The organism is Bradyrhizobium sp. CSA112, assembly GCF_029051645.1.
Lineage (GTDB): Bacteria > Pseudomonadota > Alphaproteobacteria > Rhizobiales > Xanthobacteraceae > Bradyrhizobium.
In genome coordinates, this window is sequence record NZ_JAACFS010000012.1 from 174,861 (window position 1) to 191,868 (window position 17,008).

The following is a 17,008-nucleotide window of genomic DNA, read 5'->3' on the forward strand; positions in this document are numbered from 1 at the left end:
TCCTTGAGAACAACGCCATGCTACCCGAAGCCAAACTCGATATCCTGCTCGCCCACCACGCCTCGTTGGAGGCCGAGCTGCTGGGCCAGGTGAACTCCGAAAAATACGTCCAGATCACGCGCGAGCTCGCCGAGCTCAATCCGCTGATCGACGCCGTAAAGGCCTATCGCGTGGCACGGGCGGAAATTTCGGGCGCCGAATCGCTGCTGGCTGACGCCGCCACCGACCCCGAGATGCGCAGCATGGCCGAAGCCGAGCTCGAAACGCTGCAAGCGCGCGTCGCCGAGCTGGAGCAGAAGATTCGCGTGGCGCTGCTGCCCAAGGACGCCATGGACGACCGCAACGTGATGCTGGAAATCCGTGCCGGCACCGGCGGCGACGAGGCCTCGCTGTTCGCCGGCGACCTGTTCCGGATGTATGAGCGGTTTGCCAGCCTGCAGGGCTGGAAGGTCGAGGTGATCTCGGCCTCCGAAGGCACCATGGGCGGCTTCAAGGAAATCATCGCGGAGGTGCAGGGCCGCGGTGCATTCGCCAAGCTGAAGTTCGAATCCGGCGTGCACCGCGTGCAGCGCGTGCCCGACACCGAAACGCAGGGGCGCATTCACACCTCCGCGGCAACGGTGGCGGTGCTGCCCGAAGTTGAGGATGTCGATGTCGACATCAAGAACGAGGACTTAAGGATCGAGACCATGCGTGCGCAAGGCGCCGGCGGTCAGCACGTCAACAAGACCGAATCGGCGATCCGCATCACCCATATTCCGACCGGCATCGTCGTCATGATGCAGGACAGTCGCTCGCAGCACAAGAATCGGGCTTCCGCGATGAACATCCTGCGTTCGCGCATCTACGACGCCGAGCGCCAGCGCGTCGATGCCGCGCGCTCCGCCGATCGCAAGGAGAAGGTCGGCTCCGGAGATCGTTCCGAGCGCATCCGCACCTATAATTTCCCGCAAGGCCGCGTCACCGACCACCGCATCAACCTGACGCTCTACAAGCTGCCTCAGGTGATCGCGGGCGAAGCGCTGGGCGAGCTGATCGAAGCGCTGACCACCGAGCATCAGGCCGCCCAGCTTGCCGCGCAAGGCGCGGCGGCGTGAGGACCATCCGGCTGTCGTCCCCGCGAACGCGCGGACCCATCAACAGTTCTAACGTCGTCCCTGCGAACGCAGGGACCCATACCCACAGGCTTTCGTTGCAACGAAAGATATCAACCCACACCGCCTCAATCGAGAGGTCACGGCGTATGGGTCCCTGCTTTCGCAGGGACGACACGAGGATGGTTGCGCGCGAGGACGCCGCATGACGGCCTCCCCAGCCAACCAGACCATCGAAACTGCCCGGCGCGCGCTCACCGCGAGACTCAAATCGGCCGCCATCGATTCCGCCGAGCTCGACGCGCGGCTTCTGATCGGTCACGCGCTCGGTCTCGATCTGACCGGCTTGATCACGGCCGCGCAGCGCCAACTAACGCCGGACGAATCGACACGCCTCGAAGAATTCGTCCGTCGCCGTCTCGCGGGTGAACCGGTCGCACGCATTCTCGGCGAGAGGGAGTTTTGGGGCCTGCCGCTGCAACTTTCGTCCGCGACGCTGGTGCCGCGGCCCGATACCGAGACGGTGATCGAACTGGGGCTGGAACTGTTGCGCGCGAGCGGCGATCTCAATCGTCCCCTGCGCATCGCCGATCTCGGCACCGGCTCCGGCGCAATTCTTCTCGCGCTGTTGTCCGAGTTGCCGGCGGCAAAGGGATTCGGAACCGACATCTCCGAAGCAGCGCTGCGAACCGCGGCCGCCAATGCGGCCCGCGCCGGGTTGTCGGAGCGCGCGACCTTCATCGCCTGCGATTATGCGTGCGGACTGTCCGGTCCGTTTGATCTGATCGTCTCGAATCCGCCCTATATCCGCTCGGCCGATATCGGCGGTCTGGCGGTGGAGGTGAGGGATCATGATCCGCTGGCCGCACTCGATGGCGGCGCAGACGGGCTCGATGCCTACCGCACGCTGATCCCCCAGGCGGCCGGCCTTCTGGCGCCGGGCGCCGCCCTGATCGTGGAGGCCGGTGAGGGTCAAAGCGGCCCAATCCAGGCCCTGATGACGGCCGCCGGGTTAAAGCCTGCGCCCGCCCCCAAAGCCGATCTGGCGGGCATTCCGAGGGCCGTCGCAGGCCACAAAATGGCCCGATAAAGTCCCTTTCAAACGCAAAAAAACCCCTTGGAATATTCCCCGGGAGCGACTACGTTCCGCCCACAACATCGGTCCAGGGTTGCTGGCCCCGTAAGGTTACGCGGGTGAGGCCAGAGTTCTCGAATGAGAGCCCGCCGGGTGAAAGGTTCCAAAACGCAGGTCGAATCGAGCGCAATAGCTAGAGCTGTGCTGCTCTCGACCGCAAAGCGAACGAAAGCCTGATATTGCGGTTGAAGACTTACGCAACAGCCGGTCACGCGAAGCCGTCACGCAAGACGATTAGGCTGGTTTTGGCAGGCTGAATGATTTGGTCCGGCGCGCGGATGAACGCCGTCGGGTGGGGAACGCGTCTTTGCTGAACGCGATGGTTGGCGACATCGATGACATGAAACTGAACGGCACCGTGATTCGGTGCGCCAGAGCGCGCCGGGTCGGATCAGGTTACAACGGCAACTGCATAACTTCAGGGCTGGAATAAAGGCGAGACATGAGAAACGGTCAAAACAACAAGCGGATGCGTAACCGGAATAACAACAATAATAACAACAATAATAACCGGCGTGGTCAAAACCCGATGACCCGGGTGTTCGAATCGAACGGGCCCGATATCAAAATCCGCGGCACGGCCTCGCACGTCGCCGAAAAATACGTTCAGTTGGCGCGCGACGCGCGCTCCTCCGGCGACCCGGTCGCGGCCGAGAATTACTACCAGCATGCCGAACACTATTTCCGCCTGATCGCCGCCGCGCAGGAGCAGTTCCGGCAGAACCAGCCGCAGCCGCGCATCGACGCCGAGACGCCGCCGACGGAAGACGGTGACGACGATGGCGAGAGCTTCTCGCATTTCGGCCAGGAGCCGGGCTTCGTCCCCCAGCAGCCGCAGCCCTACGTCCGCGACAACAATCCGCGTGAACAGCGCGGCGATGGCCAGCCCTATCAACGCGACCAGCAGCCGCGCGAACATCGCGAGCGGGACCGTGAGCGCGAGCACCGTCCGCAGCCGCAATATCAGCCGCAACCCCAGCCGCAGCCGGTGATTGCCGATACCGGCGGCGTCGATCGCCTGCCCTCCTTCATCACCGGCCCGCAGCCGCAGGTGAACGGCACGCCCGGCGGGTATGAAGAGGGCCGTGGCGGCGAGCGTTTCCCGCGCCGGCGCCGCCGGCCGCATGGCCCGCGCCCCGACAGCATGGCCGCGCCAGCCGCCCCGAGCGAAGATTTCAATCCGGGGAATGAGTAGGTAGTCGCTCGACATCTTGTCGTCCCCGCGACCGATATCGTCGTCCCCGCGAACGCGGGGACCCATACGCCGCGGCCGTCATTTGAGGCGCGCGGGTGGACGATCTTCTAAACAAATACCGACGGTGGTTATGGGTCCCTGCGTTCGCAGGGACGACGAGCGGATAGACTACGCCTTATCCCTTGTCGCCGTCGACGACGGCACCAGCACCGGCTCCAGCGAGGGAATCAGCCGCGCGCGTTCGCGGCCCGCGGGGATCGCGCGGTAGACCTGCTTGGTCGCTTCCACGATATGGACGCCTGCGAACGGCAGCGACAGCGCGGCGCCGACACGCTCCCATGCCATGGCCGAGCGCAAAAACCAGCTATTGCCGACCGGCGGCACGAACAGCGCCTCGCCCCACGCCGCCGGCGTGAACCAGGTTTGCCGCAGCAATTGGGTGATCTGCGCACGCGAATAGGGCCGGCCGTGACCGAACGGCGTATTGTCGGTGCGCGTCCACACGCCACGCCTGTTCGGGATCACCGCGATCAGGCGGCCAGACGGCGCCAGCACGCGCCACACCTCGCGCAGCAAGCGCTCCGGATCGTCGGACATTTCCAGCGCGTGGACCAGCAGGATCCGGTCCACCGCAGCGTCCGGCAATGGCATCGAGAATTCATCGATCAGGGAAGCCAGTGCCGGCCGCCCCGTCGGCCATTTCAAGACGCCTTGCGCCGCCGGCATGAAGGCGATGCAGCGCTCGGAATCCTCGCGAAACAGGCCGAGATAGGGCGTCGGATAACCGAGCCCAAGTACACGCTGCCCTGCCGCATCAGGCCAGCGCGCCCGGATGCCGCGGTTGATCAACTGCCGCGCGACGACGCCGAGGCGCTGCGAATAGAAGTCGCGGAGATCGATGACGTCGATGGTCATGAGCGTAATCTACCACACCGTGTTTCGTTACGGCGCGCCGAAAATGGCATTGCCGCGCCAGCGTTAACGCCATATTTCTGGGGAATTGGAGCATGATCCGGAAAAGTGGAAGCCGGCTTTCCCTCGCGACAAACGCGGAACGCGTTTGCGCGGAGATCATGCTCAAACAATGGGGCTGAAAGCCTTACTCACGGAGCAATCATGGCCGCAGAAATTCGCACTTTCACCTGCCTCAGCGACAATTTCGGCTATCTGATCCACGATCCCGCGACCAAGGCCACCGCATCGATCGACGCGCCGGAAGCCGCACCGATCATCAAGGCGCTTGAGCGCGAGGGCTGGACGCTGACGGATATTCTCGTCACCCACCACCATCACGACCATGTCGGCGGCGTCGCCGAACTGAAGCAGAAATATAACTGCCGGGTCGTTGCCCCCAACGACAAGTCCACCAAGATCGCCAATGTCGACCTGCGCGCGGCCCATGGCGACGTGATCAAGGTGGGCAGCCTGTTGGCGCGGGTGCTGGAAACGCCCGGCCATACGCTCGATCATATCTCCTACGTGTTCGATACCGAAAAGGCGGTGTTTGCCGCCGACACGCTGTTCTCGATCGGCTGCGGCCGGGTGTTCGAGGGCACCTATCCGATGATGTGGGACTCGCTGTTGAAGCTGCGCGCGCTGCCCGACGATTTCAAACTCTATTGCGGCCATGAATATACCGCGTCCAACGTCAAGTTCGCACTCACCGTCGACGACGACAACCCCACGCTGCAGGCGCGCGCGCAGGAAGTGACGCGACTGCGTGCAGAGAACAAGCCGACGATCCCGGTGCTCTTGGGCGAAGAAAAAAAAGCCAACGTATTCCTGCGCGCCGACGAGCCGTCGGTGGCAGCCAAGCTGCACATGAAAGGCGCGAGCGCAACCGAAGTATTCGGCGAACTCCGCGAACGCAAGAACAAGTCCTGATGGCGCTCTCGAAAGAAGCCGCCGAGATCATCGCGCGGCTCGACCTGAAGCCGCATCCCGAAGGCGGGCACTATCGCGAGACGTTTCGCGACGAAAGCGTGGACGCCGATGGGCGTTCACGATCGACCGCGATCTATTTCCTGCTGGCGCGCGGCGAACGCTCGCACTGGCATCGCATCGACGCGGTGGAGACCTGGCATTATTACGCCGGTAGCGCGCTGACTCTGCAGATCGCCGACGGCAAAGGCCGACGCATTGTAAAGCTCGGCGCGGATCTCACAGCCGGCGAAGAGCCGCAGGCGATCGTCCCGCCGCACGCCTGGCAGGCAGCCGAGAGCACCGGCAGTTGGACGCTGGTCGGCTGCACGGTGGCGCCAGGATTTGAATTTTCGAAGTTTGAGCTGGCACCGAAGGATTGGGAGCCATCTTCGTAGGATGGGTGGAGCGAAGCGAAACCCATCAATTGCATCCGCGCGGTGAGATGATGGGTATCGCTGCGCTCCACCCATCCTACAGTCTTTTCCTCCACACCATATCCTTTGCCGCAATCAGGCCGCCGCCGGCGATCAGGATTGCGGCGACGGCGATCGTGGCGGTGGCTTGCGCGAAGCCGGCCAGGATCAAAAACGCTGTCGAGAGTAGCGGCGTCGCGTAGGACGCGGCGCCGAGCACGCGGATGTCGCCGCGCTTCATGCCGATATCCCAGACGAAGAACGCGGCACCGACAGGGCCGACGCCAAGCGCGATGACGGCAAGCCATTGCCCGATCGTTTCCGGCCACACCGTCTTCTCCACCATGCCGTGCACGAGCGCGGCCAGCAGCGCGGTGGCGAGGCAGAAGCCTGCCACCGCATCGGTCGGCACGGCCTTGAGCTTGCGCGACATCACCGAATACGCCGCCCACACAAAAGCCGCGACGAAGGCCGCCGCCAGTCCCGGTATCTGCCCGGGCGCGAACCCGCTGACCCCATTGCCGGCAAACAGCAGCACCGTGCCGACAAGCCCGAGCAACGCACCGACGATGTGATGCGGCGCCAGCCGTTCGCCCGGCAGCAGCGACGAGAACAGCACGATCAGCAGTGGCCAGAGATAGTTCAAGAGGCCGGCCTCGGCCGGCGGCGCGTAACGCAGCGCGAGGAAATACAGCGCGTGATAGCCGAACAATCCCCCGACGCCGACGACCCAGGCGACCGGCGGCTGCTTCAAGGCCCCAAAGGCGGAGGGCCTGAACAGGAAACTTGCGAAGGCGACCAAAGCACCGATTGCAAACGTCATGGCGGCGAGCTGGAACGCCGGGATCTTTCCGGTCGCAACCGTCAACACTGACAATAGCGACCACATCAGGATCGCGGTCAGTCCGATCAGCGTAGCGGTGCGGATAGCCATAGGCAGAGTTCTCTCGTCATGGCCGGGCTTGTCCCGGCCATCCACGTCTTTTCTTGTCGCTGGTTGTAAAGACGTGGCTGCCCGGGACAAGCCCGGGCGTGACGACTTTTTACGAGCCGTTGCGACATGCAACAGCCATGCGATGACGAGACGCCATCACACCAAGTACTGCCCGCCGTTGATCGTCATGGTCGAGCCGGTGATGCCGCTTGCCTCGTCGGCAGCCAGGAACACCACTGCGCGGGCAATCTCTTCGGGCTCGCCGAGACGATTGATCGGGATCAGCGGCAGAATGCTCTTCTCCAGCACGTCCTTAGGCACCGCCTGCACCATCTCGGTGTTGATGTAGCCGGGGCAGATCGCGTTCACGGTGATGCCGCCCTTGGCGTTCTCCAGCGCGAGCGCCTTGGTGAAACCGATGTCGCCGGCCTTGGCCGCGGAATAGTTGACCTGGCCGAACTGGCCCTTCTGGCCGTTGATCGAGGAGATGTTGATGATGCGGCCGAACTTGCGAGCGCGCATGCCCTCGATCACCGGGCGCGTCATGTTGAACAGCGAGCCGAGATTGGTGTTGATGACCGCGTTCCACTGATCGAGCGTCATCTTGTGGAAGGCGCCGTCCTTGGTGATGCCGGCATTGTTGACGAGCACGTCCACGGGTCCGAGATCGGCCTCGACCTTCTTGATGCCTTCGGCGCAGGCATCGAACGAAGAGACGTCCCATTTATAGACGGGGATGCCGGTTTCGGATTTGAATTTCTCGGCGGCGGCATCGTTGCCGGCGTAGCTCGCCGCAACCTTGTAGCCTGCAGCTTTCAGCGCCTTGCTGATCGCCGCGCCGATGCCCCTCGTACCCCCAGTAACCAATGCAACACGTGCCATGTCGTAGTCCTCCTTGGTGGTCTTCTTTCTATGCCGGAATTGTCCCGGTCTTTTGACGAAGCTCTGCCTTTGGTTTGAAGCGTTGTTGAAAACGCTTGCGCAAGATGAAAAATGCCCGGCGCGAGACCGGGCATTTCATCTTTACCAATTCGAGCGTCGGTTACGAGATGATCTTTTCATCATTCAACCGATCACGCTGCCTTTAGTTCAGTCGCGTGCAATGCACATCGCGATGCCCATGCCGCCGCCGATGCAGAGCGTGGCGAGGCCTTTCTTGGCGTCACGCTTCTGCATCTCGTGCAGCAGTGTGACCAGCACGCGCGCGCCCGACGCGCCGATCGGGTGACCGATCGCGATCGCGCCGCCGTTGACGTTGACCTTGCTGGTATCCCAGCCGAGGTCCTTGTTGACCGCACAGGCCTGCGCCGCGAACGCCTCGTTGGCCTCGATCAGGTCGAGGTCGCCGACGCTCCAGCCGGCGCGCTTCAGGGCGGCGCGCGAGGCCGGGATCGGACCGGAGCCCATGATCTTGGGATCGACGCCAGCCTGGCCCCACGACACGATGCGGGCGAGCGGCTTCTTGCCCTGCTTGGCCGCTTCCTTGGCGGTCATCAGCACGACGGCCGCCGCACCGTCATTGATGCCCGACGCGCTACCGGCGGTCACGGTGCCGTCCTTCTCGAAGGCCGGCTTCAGCTTGGCCATCGACTCCAGCGTCGCGCCGTGGCGGGGATATTCGTCGGTGTCGACCACCACGTCGCCCTTGCGGGTCTTGATGGTTACGGCGACGATCTCGTCCTTGAACTTGCCGGCCTTCTGCGCGGCCTCGGCCTTCTGCTGCGAGTTGACGGCGAACTCGTCCTGCTGGGCGCGGGTGATCTGCCACTGCCTGGCAACGTTCTCGGCGGTGTTGCCCATGTGATAGCCGTTGAAGGCATCCCACAGGCCGTCCTTGATCATGGTGTCGACCAGCTCCAGGCCGCCCATCTTGACGCCGCCACGCAAGTATTGGGCATGCGGGGCCATGCTCATGGATTCCTGGCCGCCGGCGACGACGATCGAGGAATCGCCGTTGAGCAGGGCCTGATAGCCAAGCGCGACCGAGCGCAGGCCGCTTCCGCAGAGCTGGTTGACGCCCCAGGCCGGGCTCTCGACTGGAATGCCGGCGTTGATCGAAGCCTGGCGGGCCGGGTTCTGGCCCTGCGCCGCGGTGAGGATCTGGCCCATGATGACTTCGGAGACCTGGCCCGGCTCGACGCCCGCGCGCTCCAGCGCAGCCTTGATAGCGACGGCGCCGAGATCATGGGCCGGGGTGGTGGCGAACGCGCCGTTGAAGCTGCCGACCGGGGTGCGAGCGGCGCTGACGATGACGACATCGTCTGACATGGACATCTCCTTATGGGGTTTCTTGGGCTTGAGGTTTCTTCGACGGCGGGCGGGCCGGATGCCGGGCCTGTCTCTCACCTTATCCTGTTAACCTCGTCCACCCATGTCAATCGGCCACGGCCCAAATTCCTGCCGCGGCGCATTCAAATTGATCCACGTGAGGGTTTCCATAGCAGCGTCCATGCCTTGGAATTAACCGTGCCGCACAAAACGGTAGCCGAACCGCATTGAAAATGCTTACTTTGCTGCGTTGCGTTGCTCGTCTGCCCGTCGGCGATGCCGTCGGGTTCCCCCGCTCTCGGTGTCGATGTGTGAGCTTATGGCAAAGTCAGACCAACCTACGACCATCAAGAAATATGCTAACCGGCGGCTCTATAATACCGGCACCAGCACCTATGTGACGCTCGAAGATCTCGCAGCGATGGTGAAGGAAGGCGAGGATTTTCTCGTCTATGACGCCAAGACCGGCGATGACATCACCCGTCAGGTGCTGGCGCAGATCATCTTCGAGCAGGAAAACAAGGCCGGACAAAATCTGCTGCCCACCACTTTCCTGCGGCAGTTGATCCGCTTCTACGGCGACAGCATGCAGATGGTGGTGCCGAAATATCTGGAGCAGTCGATCGACACGCTGACGCGCGAACAGGAAAAATTCCGCAAGCAGCTTACCAACACGTTCAGCGGAACGCCGTTTGCCCCGCTCGAAGAACATGTCCGCCGCAACATGGAATTGTTTCAGCAGACGTTTTCGATGTTCAAACCGTTCGTGCCGCCGCGCCCCGGATCGACTTCGTCCGAGCCGGAGAAGGCGCCGGAGCCCGCACCCGACGAAGACAACATCGACGACCTTCGCCGCCAGATGAAGGACATGCAGGAACGCCTCGAGCGCATGTCGAAAGAGCCGAAGAAGGAAGAGTAGAGAGGGCTCAGTCCCTCGTCGTCCCCGCGAACGCGGGGACCCATAGCCACCGGCTGTTGTTGTTACTGAAGATCTCTACGTCCATCGCCTCACCGATAGGCCGCAGCGTATGGGTCCCCGCGTTCGCGGGGACGACGGAGAGATTTTTTCAACGCGAGAAGACGATCAGCCCGCCGCCGGCAGCGCCGCATCTCCCGCCATGGCCCACGGCCGCTGCGGCGAGGCCAGCCCGATCAGGCGGCCCTGGATGTAATCGCAGCCCCATTCGCGCAGCATCACGGCGGCTTCTTCGTCCTGCACCCATTCCGCGACAGTCTTGATCTGCAGGCGGTTCGCCAGATCGATCAGCGTATGCACGAAAGCGCGGTCGTCCGCGGAGCGTGCGATGTTCTGCACAAAGGCGCCGTCGATCTTCACGATGTCGACGCCGAGCTTGCGCAGGTTTCGGAATGATGTGTAGCCGGCGCCGAAATCGTCGATCGCAATCTGGCTGCCGAAATTCTTCAAGCGGGTCACGAAGCCGCGGACGTCGTCGATGTCCTGGATCGCCACCGTTTCGGTGATTTCGACGATCAGCCGTTCGCCGGCGCCGGGATGGGCGCGCATCAGCGATTCGATTCCGGTCCACCAATCCGGGTCCATCGTGGTGTCGGGCGAGATATTGAGGCTGAGCCGCACGTTCGGCGACGCCGCGAGTTCGGCGATCGCAAGTTCGAGTACGCGATGGTCGACCAGCCGGATCAGGCCCAATCGCTCGGCGACCGGAACGATGTCGGGTGCCAGCAGCGCCTGGCCGTCCGCCTGCTCCATCCGCACCAGGCACTCGTAGAACGCCGGCTGCCGCGAGCGCGCTTCGACCACCGGCTCGAACGCCGTGACGATGCGGCGCTCGTTGAGCGCGGTGACGATCTCGTCGGTGACGCGGATGTTGACGCGGCGCTGGGCGTCGCGTTCGACATTCGGCCGCCATAGCGAGAACGATCCGGCGCGGCGGCGCTTGGCGCCGTCGAGCGTTTCCTGGGCGCGATTGATCGCCTCATCGGCGTTGCGGGCGTAGCGCGGGATGGTGATCGCGCCGATCGAGGCCGTCACCGAGACCGGGCCGGATTTGGTCGGGATTACCTCGTCGCGGATCCCCGCCAGGAAGCGCTCGGCTGCGATATTGGTGTCGTCGACGGTGCAGTTCCTCAAGATCAGCCCCAACTTGTTGCCGGAGAACCGCCCGAGCAGGTCGCCGGCCCGCAGCTTGGCGCGGATCCGCTTTCCGACTTCGGCGATCACGGCGTCCGCCACGTCGAAGCCAAAGGCATCGTTGACGCGCGCCAGATGATCGATACCGATCAGCATGAAGGCGGAAGACGATCGGAAACGCATGGTTTCTTCGATCGATTCCGCCAGTGAGGCGATGAGATGCGTGCGATTGAGTTCACCGGTCAGCGGATCGTGCCGCGACAGCCGCATGAGCTGCTCGTCGCGGGCGTGGCGCTCGTTGTTGATACGGACGATGCCTTGCGCGCGCACCGGTTTGCCGTCGGGCCCTGCAAACCAGCACCCGGTTTCCTCGATCCAGAGCACCGGCGCCGAGGCGGAAGCCCGCACGCCATATTCGATCCGGTAGGCGACGCCTTCGCCGCCCCGCGCCGGCGCTGATTGCGCGAGCGCGTCCGTGCGGACCGAACGGAATGGCTCGATCAGCTTGGCGAAGGCTGTGCCGCTTGTCAGTGCTTCCGCCGGGATGTCGGTGAAGACTGAGCCTACATTGTCGCTCCAGGCGATAGCGTCCGCTGTCAGGTCCCAGACGAAGGCCGCCTGGCCCAGCGAGGCAAGGATGCTGGAGGCTTGCGGGACAGAGAGCATCAGGACGCCTCGATTCGGGACACCGCCGGGTGATTCCCTTAAGCTTTTAGGATAGTGGCTGTTCGGAACGAGAGGCTAGGCTAAGTTCATAAATAATCCGGAAACCATGTTTCACAGACTTCCCGCGCCAGAGGGGAACGGATCGGAAGGGAACGGCATAGGCCTTGCGAGGTCAGATCGCAGGTGGGGCGGAACGTCCCAAAACGTGACAGATTAGCCCGGTTGCGGTGTGCGATGCTGGATATCGATCGATCAGAGGAAATTTTGGACGGCGAGTTCGCCAATCTCGACGAGCCGGCCTGCGTCGAGCTGGTGCCGGTAACCCAGTCCGTGCACTGGTCACAGAGAGCGGCCACGCCGCGGCCCGATCCAACCTTCCTCGCGCAGTTGATCGCAACCGCCGACCAGGCACCGCAAACCCGCAGCCTGAGACGGGCCTCGCCGGCGGATGCGCAGACGGCCTATGGCGCCAGCCAGATCCGGCGCTGCGGCATCGGCTTCCGGACGCGGCAAACCATCTAGATCAGCTCTGAGGCGTGTCCGGCTTTTCCGGCTTGTCCGGTGATGGCGGAGAGCCCGGCTGAATGCCGGGCGACGGGACTTCGGGCGACGGGACTTCCGGTGAAGGCGTTTTCGGCGAGGGCGCCTCGGGTACGACCGAGGCCGCCTCGCGCGCGACAGCAGGCTGCGCCGGTTTCGGTTCGACGGCAGGCTGCGCCGGTTTCGGTTCGGGGTGATCCTGCAGCACGGATTCGGCGACCGATGTTGCCGCTGGTACCGCTGGCGCGGCAGGCGCAGGCGGAGCTGCCGGTGCGGGCGCCGGTTTGGGCTCAGCCGCAGGCGCTGCCTCGACTTTTTCGACTTTTTCGACTTTTTCGGCCTCGGCTTCCTTTGCCACACGCGCCGCCGCAGGCGTAGGCGCCGCCGCTACCGCGACAGCACGGCGCCGCGTGCGCAAGGCGAGGCCGGAGAGGAAATCCACCAGCGACAGCGCCGTCAGCAGGAAATAGGTCGAAGTGCCGAATTTCGGCCACAGCATGAATTCGGCCGCGGCCGCGCCGAACACGATCAGCGACAGCAGATGGTCAGTCAGGTACTTCGCACCGGGCCGCGCGCCCTTGATGACCTCGGCGAGCAGCAGCAGGATGGCGAGCGTAAGCAGCACGTCGCTCAGCGTCACCGTCCATTCCGCGCCCGACATCAACGTCAGCTTCACCAGCGGATCGGTGAAGGCAACGGTGGGCATCAGGAAGACGATGATGTTGTAGATCGCGAGCGGAATCAGAAGCAGCGGAAAACCGACCATGGGTATCGCGCCTTCCTAGGAAAACCGGAATGTCCCCGGCGAAGCATCGCTTCGCCTTAGGGAACCTTTGGCCCACTCGTTGGCCAGATTCGGGCGGACGCCGCCAGAAGCAGCGCCTTGTCCCCCGAACCCGATCAGGATTCCTTCTTCTTCAGCACCTGCCGGCCCTTGTACATGCCGGTCTTCAGGTCGAGGTGGTGCGGACGGCGCAATTCGCCGGAATCCTTGTCCTCGGCATAGGTCGGCTTCTTCAGCGCGTCCGCCGAGCGGCGCATGCCACGCCGCGAGGGCGATGTTTTTCTTCTGGGAACGGCCATAACGATCCTCTAGGGGTGTTGTCGGAGGCATTGTCCGAGACCGGACGGCCCAGCGCTTCGCGCACGGGCTGCGATGCCGATAAGGCCGCGCTTATAGAGGATGGCATGGCGTAAAGCTAGGCCAGCTTGCGGTTAAAGCGGCCGAAAATTGGCTCAAAAAGCACGATTTTCGCTCCAGCAGCGCTGTACTGCACCTGCCCGCGCCATATAGGTCCCGGCCAGACGGCGCACCCCGGGGCCGGGATTGCGGGCGCTTCGCCTGACAGGATTGGGCAGGATCGCCGCCAGCAATGCGGCCTCACGCGCCGAAAGCGAAGCGGCCGGGCGGCCGAAAGCGTAAAGGGAACCAGCTTCCGCCCCGAACTGTCCTGAAGGCCCGAGTTCGGCGATGTTGAGATAGATTTCCAGGATCCGCTGCTTGGGCAGCATCAGATCGATCCACATCGCGAGCGGCAGTTCCAGCGCCTTGCGGACTACGCTGCGGCCGGGCCACAGGAACAGGTTCTTGGCGACCTGCTGGGTGATGGTCGATCCGCCGCGGGCGGGCTCGCCGTCCTCGGCATCGTCGATCGCATCCTGCAAGGCGCCCCAATCGATGCCGCGATGGCTGCAGAATTTGGCGTCCTCGGACCCCACCACCGAGCGCGGCAGGTAGGGCGAAATCGCTTTGAAATCGATCCATTGCCGCGACACCGGCGCGCCCTTGAGCCAGCGCCAAACCATCAGCGTCGAGACCGGATGGCCGGTACGATAGAGCGGCGTCACCAGATAGGGCAGTAGCACCACCGCCAGCAGGATCAGCAGTAAAATTCGGACAATCCGCAAATTCGATGCTTCCGGTTCTGCCCAAGCCGGCCAGGGACCTGTCAATAGGCCCCATCCAAGTGACATCTCCATGATATTTCGTGGTTTTTCCAGCCCATTTTAAGGCGCTGTGATCCTCGTCATGGAATTGACGAAGCGCCCGCCATCAAACATTGTCCGGCCAAATTGATCTGGAGCTATTCTTAATGACGACCGCCACTGCCGATTTTGCCAAACGACTGGACCAGACCGCGGAGGACACCGAAGCCCTGCTGGCCGAGCTGTTGTCCGATGCGCTGTTGCCCGAAGAGATCGCGCGGCCGAAACGGCTGATGGACGCGATGCGCTATTCCAGCCTCGGCGGCGGCAAGCGGCTGCGGCCCTTTCTGGTGGCCGAAAGTTCAGCGGTGTTCGGTGTTCCCCGCGAGGCCTCCTTGCTGGTCGGCGCGGCGCTGGAATGCATCCATTGCTATTCGCTGATCCATGACGATCTGCCGGCGATGGACAACAGCGACCTGCGGCGCGGCCGGCCCACGCTGCATAAGGAGACCGACGACGCCACCGCGATCCTCGCCGGCGACGGGCTGTTGACGCTGGCGTTCGACATCGTCACCCGCGACGAGATCCACAAGGACGCCACTGTGCGCCTGCTCTTGACGCGCGCGCTGGCGCGCGCCTCCGGCATTGGCGGCATGGTCGGCGGCCAGATCCTCGACCTTGCCGGCGAGGGACGGTTCGGCGACCGCGAACCGGTCGACGTGGCGCGGCTACAGCAGATGAAGACCGGCGCGCTGCTCCGCTATGGCTGTATCGCCGGCGCGATTCTCGGCCAGTCCACGCAGAAAGAGTATCAGGCGCTCGACGATTACGGTCGCGCGCTCGGCGAGGCGTTCCAGATCGCCGACGACCTGCTCGACGTCGAAGGCGACGCGGCGGCGCTCGGCAAGCAAACCGGGCAGGATGCGGCGCTCGGCAAGACCACCTTCGTTACCCAGCTCGGCATCGACGGCGCCAAGCAGCGCGTGCGCGACCTGCTGGCGCGCGCCGATTCGGCGCTTTCGATATTCGGAACTAAGGGCGACGTATTGCGGGCAGCCGCGCGCTTCGTCGCGGAGCGCAAGAACTAGCGAGCATTTAAAGGCGGCGGATGAGCAAGGAATTCGAAGAGCACCTTGTTCGGTTCCGGAACCTGCCGCTGCTGGTCCGCGTGGTATACGGCAGGCCGCGCACCTTCATCGCGCTCGCGGTAGGCGTCATCGCGTTCTGGCTGCTGCCCGGCACGTTGCGGCTACCAACGCGGCTGGTCGTCGGCTGGGATGGCTTCGCCGTACTGTATCTCGCACTTGCCTACATCATGATGCTGCGCTGCGACGTCGCCCATATCCGCCGCAGCGCAGTGTTGCAGGACGACGGGCGCTTCCTGATCCTGTTGTTGACCGCATTTGGCGCCCTCGCGAGCCTTGGCGCGATCGTGCTCGAGCTCGGCGCCTCGAAAGGCAATCCGGCCGGGCTGATCCTGGCGACGGTGACGATCGTGTTGTCATGGGCGCTGGTGCATACCGCCTTTGCGCTGCACTACGCGCATGATTTCTACCGCGGCAGCAACTCCGGCGGCCTGCAGTTCCCGAGCGGCGGCGCGCACGAGGATGCGGACTATTGGGACTTCGTCTACTTTTCGTTCGTGATCGGCATGACCGCGCAGGTTTCCGACGTCGGCATCACCGACAGGATCATCCGCCGCACCGCGACCGTGCACGGCATCGTCTCGTTCGTGTTCAACACGGCGCTGCTGGCATTGATGGTGAACATCGCGGCGAGCGCGATTTGAAAAACCACATTGACCCCGCTGTCGCGGCGCCAATGTGGACTTGATCTGATGCCGGCCGCCGTTACGGGCACACGCCCGACATGATGGCCTGGTAGCTATTGCAGCCTTGCTGGCGTTCGAGGCCGGTGAGCGGGCGGCCATTGGCGCCGATGCTCGGATCCCGTCCCTGATAACGCCCGGCGGTGGCCTGCCTGCCCCGCGGCGCCTGATACGGCCTGGCTTCCAGCGTCTGCCGCGGCTCGGGCCTCTCACGCTTGGCGACCGGCTTCCTGGCGCTACGCTTCTCGCATTCGTTGTCGTCGTTGAGGAACGAGCCCTCGGCACAGACAATCTTGGTGCAACGCTCACCCTCGGCCTTGAAGCCGTGTTCGCAGACCAGCGGGCACACCCGTGACGGCTTCAGCTTGATCGTATCGAGCGTATCGACGCTGGCGACCTTGGTGTCGAGCTTGGTTCCGGCGTAGCGGTTGAACAGGGTCAGCGACCGCTGCGAGGCGCGATTCCAGTTGCCATCGGCGTTGCCGGTCAGGCAGCCGACCCGCCGCAATTCGGCCTGCACCGACTTGGTGATTTCGGCTTGCGGCGGCCCTGCGGTGAGGGCCGCAAGGTTGACCGCTTTGTCCTTGTCGGCGGGTGCCGGAGATGACGCCTTGTCGGCGGCGGCGCTTTCGGCGGCGACACGCTTCTGCTCGGCCGCGGCCGCCTGGTCCTGCGCCACCTGCTTGGCCTTTTCGGCCGCGATGCGCGCCTGCTCGGCAGCTTTGGCTTCCGCTTCGGCCTTTGCCTGTTGCGACTTCTGGGCGCCCTCGGCGGCGAGCCGTGCCCGCTCCTGCTCGGCCAGCCGCGCTTTCTCGGTCGCGGCGACGCGCGCATCCTCGGCGGCGATCTTGTCGAGCTGAAGCTTGGCAAGACTGGCGTAGAAGCCATCGGGATATTGCGTGAGGAAGGCGTTGAGCGCGCTCTTGTTGCCGATCTGCAGCGCAAGTTCGTAGTCACGACGTGCTTCGGCCTGCGC

Annotated in this window: 17 protein-coding genes and 1 pseudogene; 9 read left to right on the forward strand and 9 right to left on the reverse strand. The window is 63.9% G+C overall.

Features of this window, described 5'->3' with window-relative positions:
* Window positions 1–17 precede the first annotated feature (17 nt).
* The 3 genes from prfA (at window position 18) to GWE18_RS21340 (ending at window position 3,424) form a co-directional block, all read left to right on the forward strand.
* A complete protein-coding gene (gene prfA / locus GWE18_RS21330; RefSeq protein ID WP_275187666.1) occupies window positions 18–1,097 on the forward strand; it encodes a peptide chain release factor 1 in 1,080 nt (359 codons plus the stop codon).
* Between the two features lie 202 nt (window positions 1,098–1,299).
* On the forward strand, window positions 1,300–2,184 hold the full coding sequence (prmC, locus tag GWE18_RS21335; RefSeq protein ID WP_275187667.1) for a peptide chain release factor N(5)-glutamine methyltransferase: 885 nt from the start codon (window positions 1,300–1,302) through the stop codon (window positions 2,182–2,184).
* 487 nt (window positions 2,185–2,671) lie between these two features.
* Window positions 2,672–3,424, forward strand: coding sequence for a DUF4167 domain-containing protein (locus GWE18_RS21340; protein WP_275187668.1), 753 nt, complete (start codon window positions 2,672–2,674; stop codon window positions 3,422–3,424).
* Window positions 3,425–3,592: 168 nt separating this feature from the next.
* On the opposite strand, the gene GWE18_RS21345 is transcribed toward GWE18_RS21340, so the two are convergent.
* Window positions 3,593–4,339 (reverse strand): methyltransferase domain-containing protein, encoded by a 747-nt coding sequence (locus GWE18_RS21345; RefSeq protein ID WP_275187669.1) that lies wholly within the window; start codon window positions 4,337–4,339, stop codon window positions 3,593–3,595.
* Window positions 4,340–4,540: 201 nt separating this feature from the next.
* Between GWE18_RS21345 and gloB the strand changes: the two genes are divergently transcribed.
* Window positions 4,541–5,308: a hydroxyacylglutathione hydrolase gene (gloB, locus tag GWE18_RS21350; protein WP_275187670.1), complete on the forward strand. Its 768-nt coding sequence runs from the start codon at window positions 4,541–4,543 to the stop codon at window positions 5,306–5,308.
* Window positions 5,308–5,742 carry a cupin domain-containing protein gene (locus tag GWE18_RS21355; RefSeq protein ID WP_275187671.1) on the forward strand — a complete coding sequence of 145 codons (435 nt, stop codon included), beginning with the start codon at window positions 5,308–5,310 and terminating at the stop codon, window positions 5,740–5,742. Before gloB ends, GWE18_RS21355 begins: the two co-directional genes overlap by 1 nt.
* Before the next feature lie 76 nt (window positions 5,743–5,818).
* Here GWE18_RS21355 and GWE18_RS21360 read toward each other — a convergent pair whose 3' ends face one another.
* From GWE18_RS21360 to GWE18_RS21370, 3 genes are all read right to left on the reverse strand, one after another.
* Window positions 5,819–6,694, reverse strand: a complete 876-nt coding sequence (locus tag GWE18_RS21360; RefSeq protein ID WP_275187672.1) for an EamA family transporter — start codon at window positions 6,692–6,694, stop codon at window positions 5,819–5,821.
* 156 nt (window positions 6,695–6,850) lie between these two features.
* Window positions 6,851–7,576, reverse strand: coding sequence for an acetoacetyl-CoA reductase (phbB, locus tag GWE18_RS21365; RefSeq protein WP_275187673.1), 726 nt, complete (start codon window positions 7,574–7,576; stop codon window positions 6,851–6,853).
* Window positions 7,577–7,783: 207 nt separating this feature from the next.
* The gene (locus GWE18_RS21370; protein ID WP_275187674.1) at window positions 7,784–8,962 is read right to left on the reverse strand and encodes an acetyl-CoA C-acetyltransferase; all 1,179 of its coding nucleotides are present in this window, start codon (window positions 8,960–8,962) and stop codon (window positions 7,784–7,786) included.
* Between the two features lie 319 nt (window positions 8,963–9,281).
* Between GWE18_RS21370 and phaR the strand changes: the two genes are divergently transcribed.
* Window positions 9,282–9,881 (forward strand): polyhydroxyalkanoate synthesis repressor PhaR, encoded by a 600-nt coding sequence (phaR, locus tag GWE18_RS21375; protein ID WP_057854942.1) that lies wholly within the window; start codon window positions 9,282–9,284, stop codon window positions 9,879–9,881.
* A 165-nt stretch (window positions 9,882–10,046) separates the two neighbouring features.
* Here the strand turns inward: phaR and GWE18_RS21380 are convergent, their stop codons facing one another.
* Window positions 10,047–11,738 carry a bifunctional diguanylate cyclase/phosphodiesterase gene (locus GWE18_RS21380; protein WP_275187675.1) on the reverse strand — a complete coding sequence of 564 codons (1,692 nt, stop codon included), beginning with the start codon at window positions 11,736–11,738 and terminating at the stop codon, window positions 10,047–10,049.
* A 234-nt stretch (window positions 11,739–11,972) separates the two neighbouring features.
* On the opposite strand from GWE18_RS21380, the gene GWE18_RS21385 reads away from it, so the two are divergent.
* Window positions 11,973–12,260, forward strand: coding sequence for a hypothetical protein (locus GWE18_RS21385; RefSeq protein ID WP_275187676.1), 288 nt, complete (start codon window positions 11,973–11,975; stop codon window positions 12,258–12,260).
* Window position 12,261: 1 nt separating this feature from the next.
* Here GWE18_RS21385 and GWE18_RS21390 read toward each other — a convergent pair whose 3' ends face one another.
* From GWE18_RS21390 to mtgA, 3 genes are all read right to left on the reverse strand, one after another.
* The gene (locus GWE18_RS21390; protein WP_275187677.1) at window positions 12,262–13,044 is read right to left on the reverse strand and encodes a hypothetical protein; all 783 of its coding nucleotides are present in this window, start codon (window positions 13,042–13,044) and stop codon (window positions 12,262–12,264) included.
* Window positions 13,045–13,178: 134 nt separating this feature from the next.
* Window positions 13,179–13,361 carry a 50S ribosomal protein L32 gene (gene rpmF, locus GWE18_RS21395; RefSeq protein WP_028347701.1) on the reverse strand — a complete coding sequence of 61 codons (183 nt, stop codon included), beginning with the start codon at window positions 13,359–13,361 and terminating at the stop codon, window positions 13,179–13,181.
* 153 nt (window positions 13,362–13,514) lie between these two features.
* Window positions 13,515–14,186 (reverse strand): monofunctional biosynthetic peptidoglycan transglycosylase, encoded by a 672-nt coding sequence (gene mtgA / locus GWE18_RS21400; protein WP_275187678.1) that lies wholly within the window; start codon window positions 14,184–14,186, stop codon window positions 13,515–13,517.
* 185 nt (window positions 14,187–14,371) lie between these two features.
* On the opposite strand from mtgA, the gene GWE18_RS21405 reads away from it, so the two are divergent.
* Entirely contained in the window at window positions 14,372–15,292 is a 921-nt protein-coding gene (locus GWE18_RS21405; RefSeq protein ID WP_275187679.1) for a polyprenyl synthetase family protein, read from the forward strand.
* Between the two features lie 20 nt (window positions 15,293–15,312).
* Window positions 15,313–15,993 (forward strand): DUF1345 domain-containing protein, encoded by a 681-nt coding sequence (locus GWE18_RS21410; RefSeq protein WP_275187680.1) that lies wholly within the window; start codon window positions 15,313–15,315, stop codon window positions 15,991–15,993.
* A 61-nt stretch (window positions 15,994–16,054) separates the two neighbouring features.
* On the opposite strand, the pseudogene GWE18_RS21415 reads toward GWE18_RS21410, so the two are convergent.
* A pseudogene (locus GWE18_RS21415) lies at window positions 16,055–17,008 on the reverse strand (caspase family protein); the annotation flags it as partial.